Genomic DNA, 13,727 nt, shown 5'->3' on the forward strand with positions numbered 1-13,727 from the left:
CGAGGCGGTCACGCGCTCCCGCCTTCGCCCTCGCGCATCGGGACGCGGACGCCGCGCTCGGCGGCCACCTCGTCGGCGCGCTCGTAGCCGGCGTCGACGTGCCGGATGACGCCCATGCCGGGGTCGTTGGTGAGCACCCGGCGGATCTTCTCGCCGGCGAGCGCAGTGCCGTCGGCGACGGTCACCTGGCCGGCGTGGATCGACCGGCCCATGCCGACGCCGCCGCCGTGGTGCAGCGAGACCCAGGAGGCGCCGGAGGCGACGTTGACCATGGCGTTGAGCAGCGGCCAGTCGGCGATGGCGTCGGAGCCGTCCTTCATGGCCTCGGTCTCGCGGTACGGCGAGGCCACCGAGCCGCAGTCGAGGTGGTCGCGTCCGATGGCCAGCGGCGCGCGCAGGGTGCCGTCGGCGACCATCTCGTTGAACCGCTCGCCTGCCTTGTCGCGCTCGCCGTAGCCGAGCCAGCAGATCCGGGCGGGCAGGCCCTGGAAGTGCACCCGCTCACCGGCCAGCTTGATCCAGCGGGCCAGCGACTCGTTCTCCGGGAAGAGGTCGAGGATGGCCTTGTCGGTGGCCGCGATGTCCCGGGCGTCGCCGGAGAGCGCCGCCCAGCGGAAGGGGCCCTTGCCCTCGGCGAACAACGGCCGGATGTAGGCGGGCACGAAGCCGGGGAAGGCGAAGGCGCGGTCGTATCCGGCGAGTTGGGCCTCGCCGCGGATCGAGTTGCCGTAGTCGAAGACCTCGGCGCCGGCGTCCATGAAGCCGACCATGGCCTCGACGTGCCGGGCCATGGACTCGCGGGCCCGCTGGGTGAAGTCGGCGGGCTTCTCGGCGGCGTAGGCGGCCATGTCGTCGAAGTCGACGCCGACCGGGAGGTAGGCCAGCGGGTCGTGGGCGCTGGTCTGGTCGGTGACGATGTCGATCGGCGCGCCTTCGGCGAGCATCTGCGGCAGCAGTTCCGCGGCGTTGCCGAGCAGCCCGATGGAGAGCGGTTTGCGCTGGTCGCGGGCTTCGACGGCGAGCTGCATGGCGTGCTGGAGGCTGTCCGCCCGCACGTCGAGGTAGCGGTGCTCGATCCGGCGCTCGATGGCGCGCGGGTCGACGTCGATACAGATCGCGACGCCGTCGTTCATCGTGACGGCGAGCGGCTGGGCGCCGCCCATGCCGCCGAGTCCCGCGGTGAGGGTGATGGTGCCGGCGAGGGTGCCGTTGAACTTCTTGGCCGCGACGGCCGCGAAGGTCTCGTAGGTGCCCTGGAGGATGCCCTGGGTGCCGATGTAGATCCAGGAGCCGGCCGTCATCTGCCCGTACATGGTCAGGCCGAGAGCCTCCAGGCGCCGGAACTCCTCCCAGTTGGCCCAGTCGCCGACCAGGTTGGAGTTGGCGATGAGCACCCGCGGCGCCCACTCGTGGGTCTGCATGACGCCGACCGGCCTGCCGGACTGGACCAGCATGGTCTCGTCCTGCTTGAGCGTGGTGAGCGTGCGCACCATCGCGTCGAAGGAGCGCCAGTCACGGGCGGCCTTGCCCGTTCCGCCGTAGACGACGAGCTGGTCGGGGTGTTCCGCCACCTCCGGGTCGAGGTTGTTCTGCAGCATCCGCAGCGCGGCTTCCTGCTGCCATCCCCGAGCACTCAGCTCCGTACCGCGCGGCGCCCGCACGGGTCGCGGTCCCGACATGGGCCCTGCCTCCCTGCCATCGAATGGATTGAGATATTCACATCTTGGAGCTACTGAATACCTCTAGTCAACAGGGCGCGGTGACCTGTTCCGCCGGAAGCACGCGAACCGGCCAGGCGCCATCGCGCGACACGGGCGCGCCAGGCCCTCCCCGATGTGGACTTGCCTACCTGGAAAGTTGGCGCTAACTTTCCAGGTAGGCAAGTAAACGGGGAACCGTCTTGGGGAGGCGATGGCCATGACCACACCGGTGGATGCCGAACAGGCATGGAAGGACCTGCAGCGCATCCGGGTGCCGCAGGAGCGGGTGTACGACGAGATGGAGCGCTGCGCGTCCGGCGGACCCGGCGCCACGTACACCACGGCGGCGATCATGTGGGTCTTCCTCGTCAGCATGGGCCTGGACCTGCCCAAGTGGGGCGTCTGGCTGGTACTCGCCGGTTACGTCGCGGTGCTCCTCGGCCTCGCCGTGGTCTACAACCGCAGGTCCCGTATGCGGCTGCACCGCTCGCGCCACACCTGGCGGTCGCTGGCCCCGTTCCTCGCCGGAGCGGTGACGACCGGCGGCACGATCCTGCTCTCCGGCCACCTGGTCGAATCGCTGGAGCTGCCGTTCGGCAGCCTGATCCAGGCCACCGCCTCCGCCGCCGTCTTCGTGCTGTTCACCGGGCCGGCGAACCGCTGGTCGGCCAACACGCTGCGCGGCGCCGCCGCGCAGCGCGCGAGGGCGGACCGATGAGCACCCCCAGCGGCTTCGACGAACTGATCCATCCCGCCACCAGGCTCTCCGTCGTGGCGCTCCTCGCGGCGACGGAATGGGCCGACTTCCCGTTCATCCGCGAGAGCCTCTCGCTCAGCGACTCCGCGCTCTCCAAGCAGCTGCACACCTTGGAAGAGGCCGGCTACCTGGAGATACGCAAAGAGGGCGGCGGCCGTAAGCGCCGGACCAGGGTGCGGCTGACCGACCGCGGCAGGACCGCCTTCGAAGGACACGTGGCGGCGCTCCGGGCGATCGTCGAGGGCGCGGGCCCGGAGCTGCGGGCACCGCAGTCCGGCGAGGCTGTCGGGGCGGCGCACGCGGAGGCCGGCCGATGACCGCGACCTCGCAGCACGCACCCGGGCGCCCCGCCGGCGACACCACCGGCGAGGCCCCCGTCATCCAGGTGCGCGACGTACGGATGGCATACGGCGGCGTCGACGTCCTGCACGGCATCGACCTGGACATCCACCGCGGAGAGATCTTCGCGCTGCTCGGCCCCAACGGTGCCGGGAAGACCACCACCGTCGAGATCCTGGAGGGCTTCCGGAAGCGCTCCGCCGGGGAGGTCCGGGTCCTAGGCACCGACCCGGCCCACGGCGGCGATGCCTGGCGCGCCCGGATCGGCCTGGTCCTGCAGTCCTGGCGCGACCACCGCCGCTGGCGGGTCGCCGAGCTGCTCACGCACTTCGCCGGCTACTACCCCGACCCGCGCGAGCCCGCCGCGCTGCTGGCGCTGGTCGGCCTGGCGGAGCAGGGCGGCAGGCGGGTCGACCAGCTGTCCGGCGGGCAGCGCAGGCGTCTGGACGTGGCACTCGCCCTCGTCGGCCGGCCCGAACTGCTCTTCCTGGACGAGCCGACGACCGGCTTCGACCCGGAGGCGCGCCGCGACTTCCACGTCCTGATCGAGCGCCTCGCCCGCGACGAAGGTGTCACGGTCCTGCTCACCACCCACGACCTGGTGGAGGCCGAGCGTCTGGCCGACCGGATCGCGGTGCTGGTCAAGGGCCGGATCCAGGCCCGTGGGACGCCAGCCGAGCTGGCCGCGCGGGCCGCCGCAAGGGCCGAGGTGCGCTGGACGACCGCCGACGGCACGGCGCGCCGCGCGCGCACCGCTGACCCCTCACGGCTGGTGTGGGACCTCCATCAGGAGACCGGCGGGCCGATCCCCGGGCTGGAGGTCCGCCGCCCGACGCTGGAGGACACCTATCTGCACATGGTGCGCCAGGAGGACTCCGGCGCGGACGCGGACGGCGGTGCGAACGGAAGCGACGGTGCGGACGGGCGCGGTGACGGGGAAGCGACGCGGACCGCGGGAGACGCAGGCGGATCCGGCGAAGGACTCGCTGAAAGCGGAGCCCAGCGCGAGAACGCGACCACGCCCCGCAACGGGGAAGCAGCATGAGCGGGGAGGAAGCAGCATGAGGGGGACGCACATGCCGGAGGGACCGGACACGACCGGCGGAGCCGGGGCGCTGGTCACAGGGGATGCGGGGACCACAGGCGACGCCGGGATCCCGCGCGACGCAGGGGCCGGTAGCACCCCCCGGCGTTCCGGTGCAGGTCGCCGCCGCTACTGGCGGGCCGGGGTGCTGCGCGGCCGCATCGAGCTGCAACACCTCCTGCGCAACCCCAAGGAGCTCAGCGGCCATCTGATCAACGTGGTCGTCGCGCTGGTGCTCGCCGGCACCATCGACAGCGACGTGCCCGGCACGCACGTCCCGCTGGCACATCTGACGCTGGCCGGCTTCGCCGCGTATCTGCTGCTCCAGATCGGTCTGGTCAACCTCCCGCAGATCCTGGTGACCGAACGGGAGGAGGGCGCCCTGCTGCGGCTGCGCGCCACGCCCGGCGGGATACCGGCCTATCTCGTCGCCAAGTCGCTGCTGGTGGTGGTGTTGGCGCTGGGCACCCTCGCGGTGTTGCTGGGCGCCGCCGCGCTGCTGGTGGACGGGCCGTTGCCGTACGAGCCCGCCGGCTGGCTGACCCTGCTGTGGGTCACCGCGCTCGGCCTGCTCGCGGTCGTGCCGCTGGGCGCGGCCATCGGCGCGGTGCTGCCCAATCCGCGCGAGGCGCTGGCCCTGATCATGCTGCCCGTGATGGGGCTGCTGGTGACCTCGGGCGCGGTTTTCCCGCTCAGCTCGCTGCCCGTGGTGATCCAGAAGGTGGCCTCGGTCTTCCCGCTCAAGTGGATGGCGCAGGGGCTGCGCTCGGCGCTGCTGCCGGACGCCGCCCGCGCCGCGGAGCCGGCCGGCTCCTGGGAGCTGCCGACCGTGGCGCTGGTGCTGACCGCATGGGCCGTCCTCGGCTTCCTGCTCGCCGTGCCCCTGCTGCGCCGCGCCGCGCGCCGGGAGTCCGGCTCCCGGCTGACCGAACGCCACCGCAAGGCGGTCCTGAGCGGGGCACGGGCGGCGTAACGCCGTCGCCCCCTGCCGGTCGGGCCGCGCACCCGGCCGGCGGACCGGGACCCGCCGACGCCCGGCACCCGATGGCGCGACGCACCCACCCAATGATGGAGTTGCCCCATGACTGGCTCCACGACCTTCACGGACCGAGACCGCGCCGTACAGGCAGCCGTCGCCCAGGGCCTGCTCGGCCCCGACGAGCCGGTGGCCGGGCTCCTGGACATCGCCGGGATCCGCCGCTCGGCGAAGGAACTTTGCGCCGCCTTCGAGGAGTTCACCGCCCCCGGCACCCCGGTTCTGCACGCCTTCGCGGTGAAGGCGGCCTCGCTGGTGCCCGTCCTGCGGCTGCTCGCACAGGAGGGGCTGGGCTGCGAGGTGGCCAGCCCCGGCGAGCTGGCGCTGGCCCGGGCCGCGGGGGTGCCGGCCACGCGTACCGTCCTGGACTCCCCCGCCAAGACCCCCGCCGAGCTGCGCGAGGCGCTGGCCCTGGGGATCGCCGTCAACGCCGACAACCGTGCGGAACTGGAGCGCATCGACGGCCTGATGGCCTCCGCGCCCAGCAGCGCGCCCATCGGGCTACGGGTCAATCCGCAGGTCGGCGGCGGCACCATCGGCGCGATGAGCACCGCAACCGACACCTCGAAGTTCGGTATCGCGCTGCGCGACGAGGGCGCCCACGACTGGGTCGTCAGGTCCTGCCTCGACCGCCCCTGGCTGACCCGGCTGCACGCCCACGTCGGCTCCCAGGGCATGCCACTGGAGCTGATGGCCGAGGGGGTTCGGTCCCTGTTCGACCTCGCCGAGGAGATCAACGACAAGGCGGGACGCCGGCAGATCGACACTCTCGACATCGGCGGCGGCCTGCCGGTCAACTTCGCCTCGGACGACATGCGCCCGACCTACCGCGAGTACGCCGAGCTGCTGCGCTCCGCCGTCCCCGGGCTGTTCTCCGGACGCTACGGCCTGGTCACCGAGTTCGGCCGCTCGCTGCTGGCCAAGCACGGCACGGTCCTCGCCCGCGTCGAGTACGCGAAGACTGCCGGCGGCCGCCCCATCGCGATCACCCACGCCGGTGCCCAGGTCGCCACCCGTACGGTCTTCGTGCCGGAAGCCTGGCCGATCCGGGTCGCGGCCTACGACGGCGCGGGGCTGCCCAAGCCGGGTGAGCCGGTCGCGCAGGACATCGCGGGACCGTGCTGCTTCGCCGGCGATCTGGTCGCCGAGAACCGCTCACTGCCCCGCCTGGAGTCCGGCGACCATGCCGCCCTCCTGGACACCGGCGCCTACTACTTCTCCACCCACTTCGCCTACAACTCGCTGCCCCGTCCAGGGATCTACGGCTACGCCGCGGACCCCGACGGCGTCCGCTTCGCGACCATCCGCACACCGCAGACCCTGGAGGAACTCACCGCGGAAAGCGGCGGCGCCCACGCCGACGCCCTGCACGACCTCGGGCAGGGCCGGACCCCGTAGCCGTTACCGCCGCGCCGCGGCAGCCGGCGTCGGGTGCGCCGCTGCCGGAGTGCCCTTGCCGCGTGCGCCCCCGGGGGCGGCATCGCCGGCCGCCACCCCGGTGGTGAGGTATCCCCGGACGTCCTTGCCCGCGGCGCCGCCCCGGCCGGCGGACTCCGTGCGGACCCACAGCAGTGACTCGTGCGCCCGTTCCCAGCGGCCCAGCCACCGGGCCTTGGCCCACAGCCCGAGCGCGGCGCCCGCCATGAGCAGCCCGCCGGCCGCGGGCAGGGCGAACGACGAGCCGACCGCTGCTAGGAACGCGAGGAGCAGCCACCGGCGGTGCGCCCGCCGCCGGACCCGCAGGGTGACCGACCGGTCCTGAAGGATGACGGCCTTGCCGGCGCGGGACGCCTCGGCCGCCAGGGCCGTGTAGCGGCCCCGTCGGGCGGCGAACACCCCGCACGCGGCGATGAGGCACAGCGCCGCCCCTGCCAGTACCCCGATCGTCCGCCCGGTCAGCCCCGGCACCAGCACCCCGATGCCCGCCGCCGCCAGCCCGGTCCACCACAGCCAGCCGGCCGGTGCCCGCACGACGACCGCCACCCGTGCCAGCGCAATCGCTCCGCGCCCCACGTCAGACCTCCTCAAGCCGAGACGGCCGCGTCGCAGCCGAACGCGGCGTCAGTGGGCCACATCTGTATCGGCGGCGGAGCGTAGCCGGGCCGGATGAGGATTTTCTGAGACCGGGCCGAGCCCGGGTCCCGCCTGTGCCCCCTCGCACGGCGAAGAAGCAGGTGCGGTCCACGACGAAGCCGCGCTCCGCTCACTCCACGAAGAGGCCGCGCTCCGCCGCCCTCGCGTCGAACTCCTCCAGGCGGGCCTGGGCGTCCGGCAGGCCGTCGCACATCGCTTCCAACAGGACCCGGCCCAGCAGCATGGGCGCGCACACCGTGTCGAACGCCAGGCCCGTGCCGACCGGCGCCGGGAGCAGCAGGTCGGTGTGCTGGGCGACCGGCGCGAAGGCACTGTCCGCCACGGTGACGACGGTCAGGCCGGCCGCGCGGGCGTACTCCAGGGCTTCGACGACCTCACGCGGGTGACGGGGCAGCGCGAAGCACAGCAGGACACTCGCGCCGGCGCGTACCGCGGCGTCGATGCGGTCGGTGAGCATGGTGCCGCCCTCGTCGAGGAGGCGGACGTCGGGGTGGACCTTGCGGGCGAAGTAGACGAAGCCGCCGGCCTGGGCGGAGGCGGCGCGCAGTCCGAGCACCGGCAGCGGCCGGGACGCGGCGAAGAGGCGGCCGGCCCGGATGACGGGGGACGGGTCGGCGAGGACCGCGGAGAGGTGGCGGAGGTTTTCGATCTCGGCCTGGACCGCCTGCTGGTACTCGTTGAAGGCGCCGGAGTCGCCGGGCTTCTCGGCGGGCGCGACCTCCCGCAGATGGCGGCGCAGCGCCGGGTAGCCGTCGAAACCGAGGGCGACCGCGAAGCGGGTGACGGAGGGCTGGCTCACGCCGGCCAGGTCGGCCAGCTCGACGCTGGAGAGGAACGGCGCGTCCGCGGCCCGGCGCACCATGCAGTGCGCGATACGGCGCTGGGTGGGCGTCAGGCGGTGGCCCTCGAACAGCTTCTGGAGGCGGGCGGCCGGTCCCGTGACGTCCTCGGCCGCCGCTGCCTCCGGGGCAGGTGTGTCCTCCGCGTCGCCCGGAGCCGCCACGCCGGGCTCCGCCGTGCGCCCCGCGGCAGCAGCCGCAGGCGCTTCGTCGGCCGTACCGGTGTGCGCCCGCGCGCCGTCGGCCGGGCCGCCCTTGTCCCCGTCCCCGCTCATCGCCTCTTCTTCCCGGCCCGGTCGGGGGCCTTGTCGTGTGTCGACCGACTGTACGGAATTCCGGGGCCCCTCAGGTCCGGCGGACGCGTCGGGGCCCGGCCGCGCGTCGGGTCCGCGGCGGCGTCCCCGCCCCGCCGTGGCCCGCCCGGCCACGTCCCGCACCGGGCCGTCGGCGGTCACAGATCCGCCAGCCGGTCGAGCAGCCCCGCCGCCACCGCCACGTCGTCGGTCAGCGGCCGGTCCTCCATCCGCGGGTCCAGCGCCTCGGTGGCGAGGGCGTAGGCGGCGGCGACCGGCAGGCCGGGCTCGGGCTCCAGCGACCGCATCCGCAACGCCCTTACTGCTGCGACGAGTTCGCAAGCCAGGACATGACGGTAGTGGGTACAGGCACGCAGCGTCTGACGGGCACCGAGGGAGGCGAAACTGGCCTGTTCCTCCACCCCGCGGGAGAGCACGGCGTGGCCGAGCGACGCCGGGTGGGAGACCGCCCGCATCTCGCCGAGCGCCGCACCGGCCGCGTATTCGAGGATCATCACGCCGGAGCTGGCGGGCGCTGCGTCCCCCAGGAACGGCCGCAGCCGGGTGAAGTCCGGCTCGGACAGGGCCGCGAGGCGTGCGGTGGAGAGCCGGGCGGTCTGCAGGACGGCCAGCCGGAAGGTGTCCAGGGCGAGCGCGGCGTGCGCGGCGTAGAAGTTGCCGTGGTGGTAGGCGGCCTGGTCCTCGACGCTGATCAGCGGGTTCTCGGCGGCGGCGTTGAGGTCCACGGCCAGGACCTGTTCGAGGGTGTCGGCGGCGTCCAGCGCGGGACCGTGGATCTGCGGGATGCAGCGGAAGCCGTACGGGTCCTGGATGCGCCCCAGGGGTGGCGAGGGGCGGTCGGGGACGCCGGAAAGGGTGCGCAGACGTGCCGCGGCGGCCGCCGAGCCCGGGTGCGGCCGGGCCCGCATGACGGGTTCCGCGAACGGCTCGTAGGAGCCGCCGACGGCGAGGAGGGAGAGCGCGGCGACGGGGAGGGAGGCGGCCAGGAGGCGGCGCAGTTCGTCGAGGGCGAGCGCGGACTGGCCCAGGGTGAGCGCATTGCTGCTGATCAGCGCGAGGGCGTCGTTGCTGTCGAGGGGGATGGCGGCAGGCGCGCTGCCGCCCGGCTCGCAGGCCCAGGGGTGTTCGCCGGCGAGGGCCAGCCCGGTCTGCGCGAGGGCGGCGAGGTCGCCGGTGCCGACCGCGCCGAATTCGTTGACGACGGGATGCGCCCCCGCGTCCAGGGCGCTGAGCAGGGCGGTGATGACGGCGGGGTGGAGGCCGGCGCCGCCCGCCAGCAGCTGGTTGGCGCGGACCACGAGCATGGCACGGACCTCGCGGGCCGGCAGCGGGTCGCCGATGGCGCCGGCATGGCTGCGCAGCAGGCGCAGACCGTGTTCGGCGTCGGCGGTCGCGACGTCCTCGGTGCGGTTGGCGCCCACGCCGGTGCTGCGGCCGTAGACACGCCCGGTGGCGGCGAGCCGGCGGGCGGTGTCCCAGGATTCCTCCGCATGGGCGAGAGCCTTGGGGTCGGGCGCGGCGGGGCGAGCGGTGCGCTCCGCGAGGGCGGCGACGTCGGCGGTGCCCAGCCCGCTGCCGTCGAGTGCGACGAGCCGGACGGCCTGCTGACCGGTGTCCAGCATGTGGGAAACCAAGAGGCTCAACTCCCTCTTATAGCGCGCTTTGTGGAGGAAAATCCGACACCGAGGTCCGTACCGTGAACCGAAGTAACAGGCGATTAACACCAACCTATTGACTTCTATTCACGCGCCTAAGACTCTGCATGACGTTATACAGGCCGGGCAAGGGGCAGCGGATGATCAAGTTCGACGCAGTCAGCAAGCGATACCCGAACGGCACCACAGCCGTTGACGATCTGTCGCTGGACTTCCCCGAGGGCGGCGTCACCGTCCTCGTCGGATCCTCCGGATGCGGCAAGACGACAACCCTGCGGATGATCAACCGGATGGTCGACCCGACCTCCGGCACGATCAGCGTCGGCGGCCGGGACATCCTGGAAGCGGACGCCGCAGAACTGCGCCGCGGCATCGGCTACGTCATCCAGCAGTCCGGTCTGTTCCCGCACCGCACCATCCTCGACAACATCGCCACGGTTCCGCTGCTGCTCGGCTGGGGTCGCCGCAAGGCGCGCGCCCGCGCCGCCGAGCTGCTGGAGCTGGTGGGGCTGCCCGCCGATTCCGGCAAGCGCTACCCGCACCAGCTCTCCGGCGGCCAGCAGCAGCGCGTCGGCGTCGCCCGCGCGCTCGCCGCCGACCCGCCGGTCCTGCTGATGGACGAGCCGTTCGGTGCCGTCGACCCGGTCGTCCGCACCCAGCTGCAGAACGAACTGCTGCGTCTCCAGGAGGAGTTGCGCAAGACCGTCGTCTTCGTCACCCACGACATCGACGAGGCCGTCCGCCTCGGTGACCGCATCGCCGTCTTCCGCACCGGAGGCCACCTCGTCCAGTGCGCCGAGCCGGCCGAGCTGCTGGCCCGTCCCGCCGACGATTTCGTCGCCGACTTCCTGGGCGCCGAGCGCGGCCTGAAGCTGTTGTCGTTGACCACCCTCGCCGACGTCCCCTACACCCCCGGCGCCGCGGTACGCGCCGACGAGCCGGTCTCCCGGATCTCCCGCGCCGACGGCCGCTGGCGCCTGGTGACCGGATCGGGCGGGGAACCGCTGGGGTGGCTGGACACCGACGCGCTGCCCGGCGCCGGGACGGCGGGCGAGGCCGCGCTGGAGCCCGTACGCCCGCTGCGCGACGAGGACTCCCTGCTGTCGGCGCTCAACGAAGCCGTCTCCTCGCCCGCCGCGGCCGTCGCCCGGGTGACCTCGGACGGCGTGCTCGCCGGGCTCACCTCACGCGAGGCCGTCCACGACCGCGCCGGCCGCAGCCACGCCGAGGCGGGCGGCGCGGCGGCGAAGGCCACCACGGCCGAAGCGGACAGCCCCGACGGCGCCGACACCTCCGGGAGCACCGCGACCGCAGGGGCGGCCACTGCGGGCACCGCCTCGATCGGCAAGGGCGCCGAGGGCTCGGAGCGTCCCGCATGACCATCGAATGGGGCTGGTTCCCCGACCACGCGAGCGAGCTGTTCGTCCTCACCGCTGACCACCTCGCCACCGCCGTCCCGGCCGTGCTGATCGGCCTGCTGATCGCCCTGCCGCTGGCCGTCCTCGCCCACCGCGTACGCCCGCTGCGCGGCTTCGTCCTCGGCGCCTCCAACATCCTCTACACCATCCCCTCCCTCGCCTTCTTCGTGCTGCTCCTGCCGGTCACCGGCCTGACCCGCACCACCGCGATCGTCGGGCTGACCGCGTACACGCTGGTCGTGCTCGTACGGAACACCGTCGAGGGTCTGGACGCGGTCCCGGCCAAGGCCCGCGAGGCGTCGACAGCCATGGGCACCAGGCCGCTGCGCACCCTGCTCACCGTCGAGCTGCCGCTCGCCCTCCCGGTGATCATGGCCGGGGTGCGGGTCGCCACGGTGATGTCCATCTCCCTGGTGAGCGTGGCCAGTTACATCGGCTACGGCGGCCTCGGCCAGCTCTTCACCGACGGCTTCCAGCGCAACTTCCCCACCCCGGTCATCGCCGGCGTGGCCCTGACCCTGCTGCTCGCCCTGGTCGCCGACGCCCTGCTGGTGACCGTCCAGTGGCTGTGCACGCCCTGGCGGCGCGGCACCTCCGCCCAGCGCACCTCCAAGCCGCGGAAGCGAGCGTGAGACGACGATGCTCGAACTCCTGAAGAACCTCGCCTCCTGGCTGACCAGTTCCGCCCAGTGGTCAGGACCTGAGGGCATCGCCGCCCGCCTCCTGGAGCACCTGGAGTACTCGGTGCTCGCCACCCTCGCCGCGGCCGTGCTGGCCCTGCCGGTCGGCCTGCTCATCGGGCACACCGGACGGGGCGCGTTCCTCGCCGTCAACCTCTCCTCCTTCGGCCGGGCGCTGCCCACCGTCGGCCTGGTCACCCTGGTCTTCCTCGCGGGCGGCCTGAGCGTCTGGCCGGTGTACGTGTCCCTGGTCGCGCTCGCCGTCCCGGTGATCATCACCAACACCTACGCGGGCATGGCCGCCGTCGACCCGGAGGTCAAGGACGCCGCAAAGGGCGTGGGGCTGCGCGGCCATCAGGTGCTGTGGCAGGTCGAACTCCCGCTGGCGCTGCCGCTGATCATGACCGGTATCCGGCTCGCGACCGTGCAGGTCGTGGCCACCGCCACCATCGCCGCCTACGTCAGCTTCGGCGGGCTCGGGCGCTACGTCTTCGACGGACTGGCGCAGCGCGACCTGGTGCAGGTGCTGGGCGGTGCGGCCCTGGTCGCCGTGCTCGCCGTCATCGCCGACCTGGCCCTGGGCGGGCTGCAGCGGTTGCTGTTCCGTGGCCGCCCCGCCGCCGCCCGCTGACCGCACCGCCCGCGCCCTCGCCGCCCCTTCCCGTACGGACCCAGGAGTCCCGATGAACCGCCGCACCCCGGAGAACCCCACGCCCCGGTCCCCCATGACCCGCCGTACCGCACTGACCGCCCTGCTCGCCGGCGCCTCCGTCCCGCTGCTGGGCGCCTGTTCCTCCGGCATCACCTCCCTCAAGGGGGCGGGTGCCGGCGGCGACAGCGGCAACAGCAGCGGCGGCCTGACCATCGGCACCGCCAACTTCACCGAGAACCAGATCCTCGGCTACCTCTACGCGGGCGTGCTGAACGCCGCCGGGGTCAAGACCACCGTCAAGCCCAACCTCGGATCCCGCGAGATCATCGTGCCGGCCCTGCGCTCCGGCGACATCGACCTGCTCCCCGAGTACCAGGGCAGCCTGCTGCTCTACCTCGACGACAAGGCCACCGAGACCGAGGCGGGCGCGATGCAGAACGCGCTGGCCACCGTGGTGCCGAACGGGCTGGAGATCCTCCCGTACGCCTCCGCGGAGGACCGCGACAGCTTCGCCGTCACCCGCGAGACCGCCGACCGCTACGAACTGAAGTCGCTCACGGACCTGAAGAAGGTGAACGGCAAGCTGGTGTTCGGCGCCGCCGCGGAGATGAAGAAGCGGGTCGTCGGGGTGGTCGGCCTCAAGGACCGGTACGGCGTGGAGTTCAAGGAGTTCAAGTCGCTCGACTCCTCCGGACCGCTGGTCAAGGGCGCCCTGAAGAAGGGCGACATCGACATCGCCAATGTCTTCACCACCGACGTCGACATCGCGGCGAACAACTGGGTGCTGCTCACAGATCCGCAGCACCTCATCCCCGCTCAGCACATCGTCCCGCTGATCGCCTCCCGCAAGGCCGACTCCACCGTCCGCAAGGCGCTCGCCCGCCTCGGCAACGCCCTCACCACCCGCCACCTCACCGAACTCAACCGCCAGGTGGACAAGGAGAAGCAGGATCCGGACCGGGTGGCCGAGGCCTGGCTGAAGAAGCACCACCTGAGCTGACCGCGCCGGTTCCCCGCGCGTCGTGCACCGGCTGCCGTGCCTTCGGTTCCCTGCTCCGGCGTCGCTGTCCGGCCGGGAGACGGCGAAGTCCTCGAACGCCCCCCGGCCGGGCGGCTGGTGTCCGCGGCATCCATGGGCCCACCCGACCGGCCGCGCCGC

13 protein-coding genes are annotated in these 13,727 nt (G+C 73.1%); 9 read left to right on the forward strand and 4 right to left on the reverse strand.

Translation table 11 applies throughout. The annotated features are described in order from the left end of the window. Window positions 1–8: 8 nt before the first annotated feature. The gene (hutU, locus tag ACGFZW_RS09020; protein WP_393892406.1) at window positions 9–1,679 is read right to left on the reverse strand and encodes a urocanate hydratase; all 1,671 of its coding nucleotides are present in this window, start codon (window positions 1,677–1,679) and stop codon (window positions 9–11) included. Window positions 1,680–1,917: 238 nt separating this feature from the next. On the opposite strand from hutU, the gene ACGFZW_RS09025 reads away from it, so the two are divergent. The 5 genes from ACGFZW_RS09025 (at window position 1,918) to ACGFZW_RS09045 (ending at window position 6,314) form a co-directional block, all read left to right on the forward strand. After that, window positions 1,918–2,418 (forward strand): hypothetical protein, encoded by a 501-nt coding sequence (locus ACGFZW_RS09025; protein ID WP_393892407.1) that lies wholly within the window; start codon window positions 1,918–1,920, stop codon window positions 2,416–2,418. After that, window positions 2,415–2,774, forward strand: coding sequence for a transcriptional regulator (locus ACGFZW_RS09030; protein ID WP_393892408.1), 360 nt, complete (start codon window positions 2,415–2,417; stop codon window positions 2,772–2,774). The genes ACGFZW_RS09025 and ACGFZW_RS09030 overlap by 4 nt, the downstream gene beginning before the upstream one ends. 83 nt (window positions 2,775–2,857) lie before the next feature. Continuing rightward, window positions 2,858–3,841, forward strand: a complete 984-nt coding sequence (locus ACGFZW_RS09035) for an ABC transporter ATP-binding protein (protein ID WP_393892816.1) — start codon at window positions 2,858–2,860, stop codon at window positions 3,839–3,841. A 16-nt stretch (window positions 3,842–3,857) separates the two neighbouring features. Beyond that, window positions 3,858–4,853: an ABC transporter permease gene (locus ACGFZW_RS09040; protein WP_393892409.1), complete on the forward strand. Its 996-nt coding sequence runs from the start codon at window positions 3,858–3,860 to the stop codon at window positions 4,851–4,853. A gap of 108 nt (window positions 4,854–4,961) precedes the next feature. Further along, a complete protein-coding gene (locus ACGFZW_RS09045) occupies window positions 4,962–6,314 on the forward strand; it encodes a diaminopimelate decarboxylase (RefSeq protein ID WP_393892410.1) in 1,353 nt (450 codons plus the stop codon). A 3-nt stretch (window positions 6,315–6,317) separates the two neighbouring features. On the opposite strand, the gene ACGFZW_RS09050 is transcribed toward ACGFZW_RS09045, so the two are convergent. The 3 genes from ACGFZW_RS09050 to ACGFZW_RS09060 form a co-directional block, all read right to left on the reverse strand. Continuing rightward, a complete protein-coding gene (locus ACGFZW_RS09050) occupies window positions 6,318–6,929 on the reverse strand; it encodes a hypothetical protein (RefSeq protein ID WP_393892411.1) in 612 nt (203 codons plus the stop codon). A 190-nt stretch (window positions 6,930–7,119) separates the two neighbouring features. After that, the gene (locus tag ACGFZW_RS09055; protein WP_393892412.1) at window positions 7,120–8,124 is read right to left on the reverse strand and encodes a MurR/RpiR family transcriptional regulator; all 1,005 of its coding nucleotides are present in this window, start codon (window positions 8,122–8,124) and stop codon (window positions 7,120–7,122) included. 176 nt (window positions 8,125–8,300) lie between these two features. Further along, entirely contained in the window at window positions 8,301–9,785 is a 1,485-nt protein-coding gene (locus ACGFZW_RS09060; RefSeq protein WP_393892817.1) for an aromatic amino acid ammonia-lyase, read from the reverse strand. A 173-nt stretch (window positions 9,786–9,958) separates the two neighbouring features. Between ACGFZW_RS09060 and ACGFZW_RS09065 the strand changes: the two genes are divergently transcribed. The 4 genes from ACGFZW_RS09065 (at window position 9,959) to ACGFZW_RS09080 (ending at window position 13,568) form a co-directional block, all read left to right on the forward strand. Then, entirely contained in the window at window positions 9,959–11,197 is a 1,239-nt protein-coding gene (locus ACGFZW_RS09065) for an ABC transporter ATP-binding protein (protein WP_393892413.1), read from the forward strand. After that, window positions 11,194–11,868 (forward strand): ABC transporter permease, encoded by a 675-nt coding sequence (locus tag ACGFZW_RS09070; protein WP_393892414.1) that lies wholly within the window; start codon window positions 11,194–11,196, stop codon window positions 11,866–11,868. The genes ACGFZW_RS09065 and ACGFZW_RS09070 overlap by 4 nt, the downstream gene beginning before the upstream one ends. Before the next feature lie 7 nt (window positions 11,869–11,875). Next, window positions 11,876–12,547 carry an ABC transporter permease gene (locus ACGFZW_RS09075; protein WP_393892415.1) on the forward strand — a complete coding sequence of 224 codons (672 nt, stop codon included), beginning with the start codon at window positions 11,876–11,878 and terminating at the stop codon, window positions 12,545–12,547. 94 nt (window positions 12,548–12,641) lie between these two features. After that, window positions 12,642–13,568 carry an ABC transporter substrate-binding protein gene (locus ACGFZW_RS09080; protein WP_393892818.1) on the forward strand — a complete coding sequence of 309 codons (927 nt, stop codon included), beginning with the start codon at window positions 12,642–12,644 and terminating at the stop codon, window positions 13,566–13,568. Window positions 13,569–13,727 lie beyond the last annotated feature (159 nt).

Origin of the sequence: Streptomyces sp. NPDC048248, from assembly GCF_043201875.1 — a bacterium.
Taxonomy (GTDB): Bacteria; Actinomycetota; Actinomycetes; order Streptomycetales; family Streptomycetaceae; genus Streptomyces.

What these genes read in the sequence shown, in the direction of transcription:
- hutU (WP_393892406.1), bottom strand. Translation starts at nt 1,679, where the DNA reads ATGTCGGGACCGCGACCCGTGCGGGCGCCGCGCGGTACGGAGCTGAGT.
- ACGFZW_RS09025 (WP_393892407.1), top strand. Translation starts at nt 1,918, where the DNA reads ATGACCACACCGGTGGATGCCGAACAGGCATGGAAGGACCTGCAGCGC.
- ACGFZW_RS09030 (WP_393892408.1), top strand. Translation starts at nt 2,415, where the DNA reads ATGAGCACCCCCAGCGGCTTCGACGAACTGATCCATCCCGCCACCAGG.
- ACGFZW_RS09035 (WP_393892816.1), top strand. Translation starts at nt 2,858, where the DNA reads ATGGCATACGGCGGCGTCGACGTCCTGCACGGCATCGACCTGGACATC.
- ACGFZW_RS09040 (WP_393892409.1), top strand. Translation starts at nt 3,858, where the DNA reads ATGAGGGGGACGCACATGCCGGAGGGACCGGACACGACCGGCGGAGCC.
- ACGFZW_RS09045 (WP_393892410.1), top strand. Translation starts at nt 4,962, where the DNA reads ATGACTGGCTCCACGACCTTCACGGACCGAGACCGCGCCGTACAGGCA.
- ACGFZW_RS09055 (WP_393892412.1), bottom strand. Translation starts at nt 8,124, where the DNA reads ATGAGCGGGGACGGGGACAAGGGCGGCCCGGCCGACGGCGCGCGGGCG.
- ACGFZW_RS09060 (WP_393892817.1), bottom strand. Translation starts at nt 9,785, where the DNA reads ATGCTGGACACCGGTCAGCAGGCCGTCCGGCTCGTCGCACTCGACGGC.
- ACGFZW_RS09065 (WP_393892413.1), top strand. Translation starts at nt 9,959, where the DNA reads ATGATCAAGTTCGACGCAGTCAGCAAGCGATACCCGAACGGCACCACA.
- ACGFZW_RS09070 (WP_393892414.1), top strand. Translation starts at nt 11,194, where the DNA reads ATGACCATCGAATGGGGCTGGTTCCCCGACCACGCGAGCGAGCTGTTC.
- ACGFZW_RS09075 (WP_393892415.1), top strand. Translation starts at nt 11,876, where the DNA reads ATGCTCGAACTCCTGAAGAACCTCGCCTCCTGGCTGACCAGTTCCGCC.
- ACGFZW_RS09080 (WP_393892818.1), top strand. Translation starts at nt 12,642, where the DNA reads ATGACCCGCCGTACCGCACTGACCGCCCTGCTCGCCGGCGCCTCCGTC.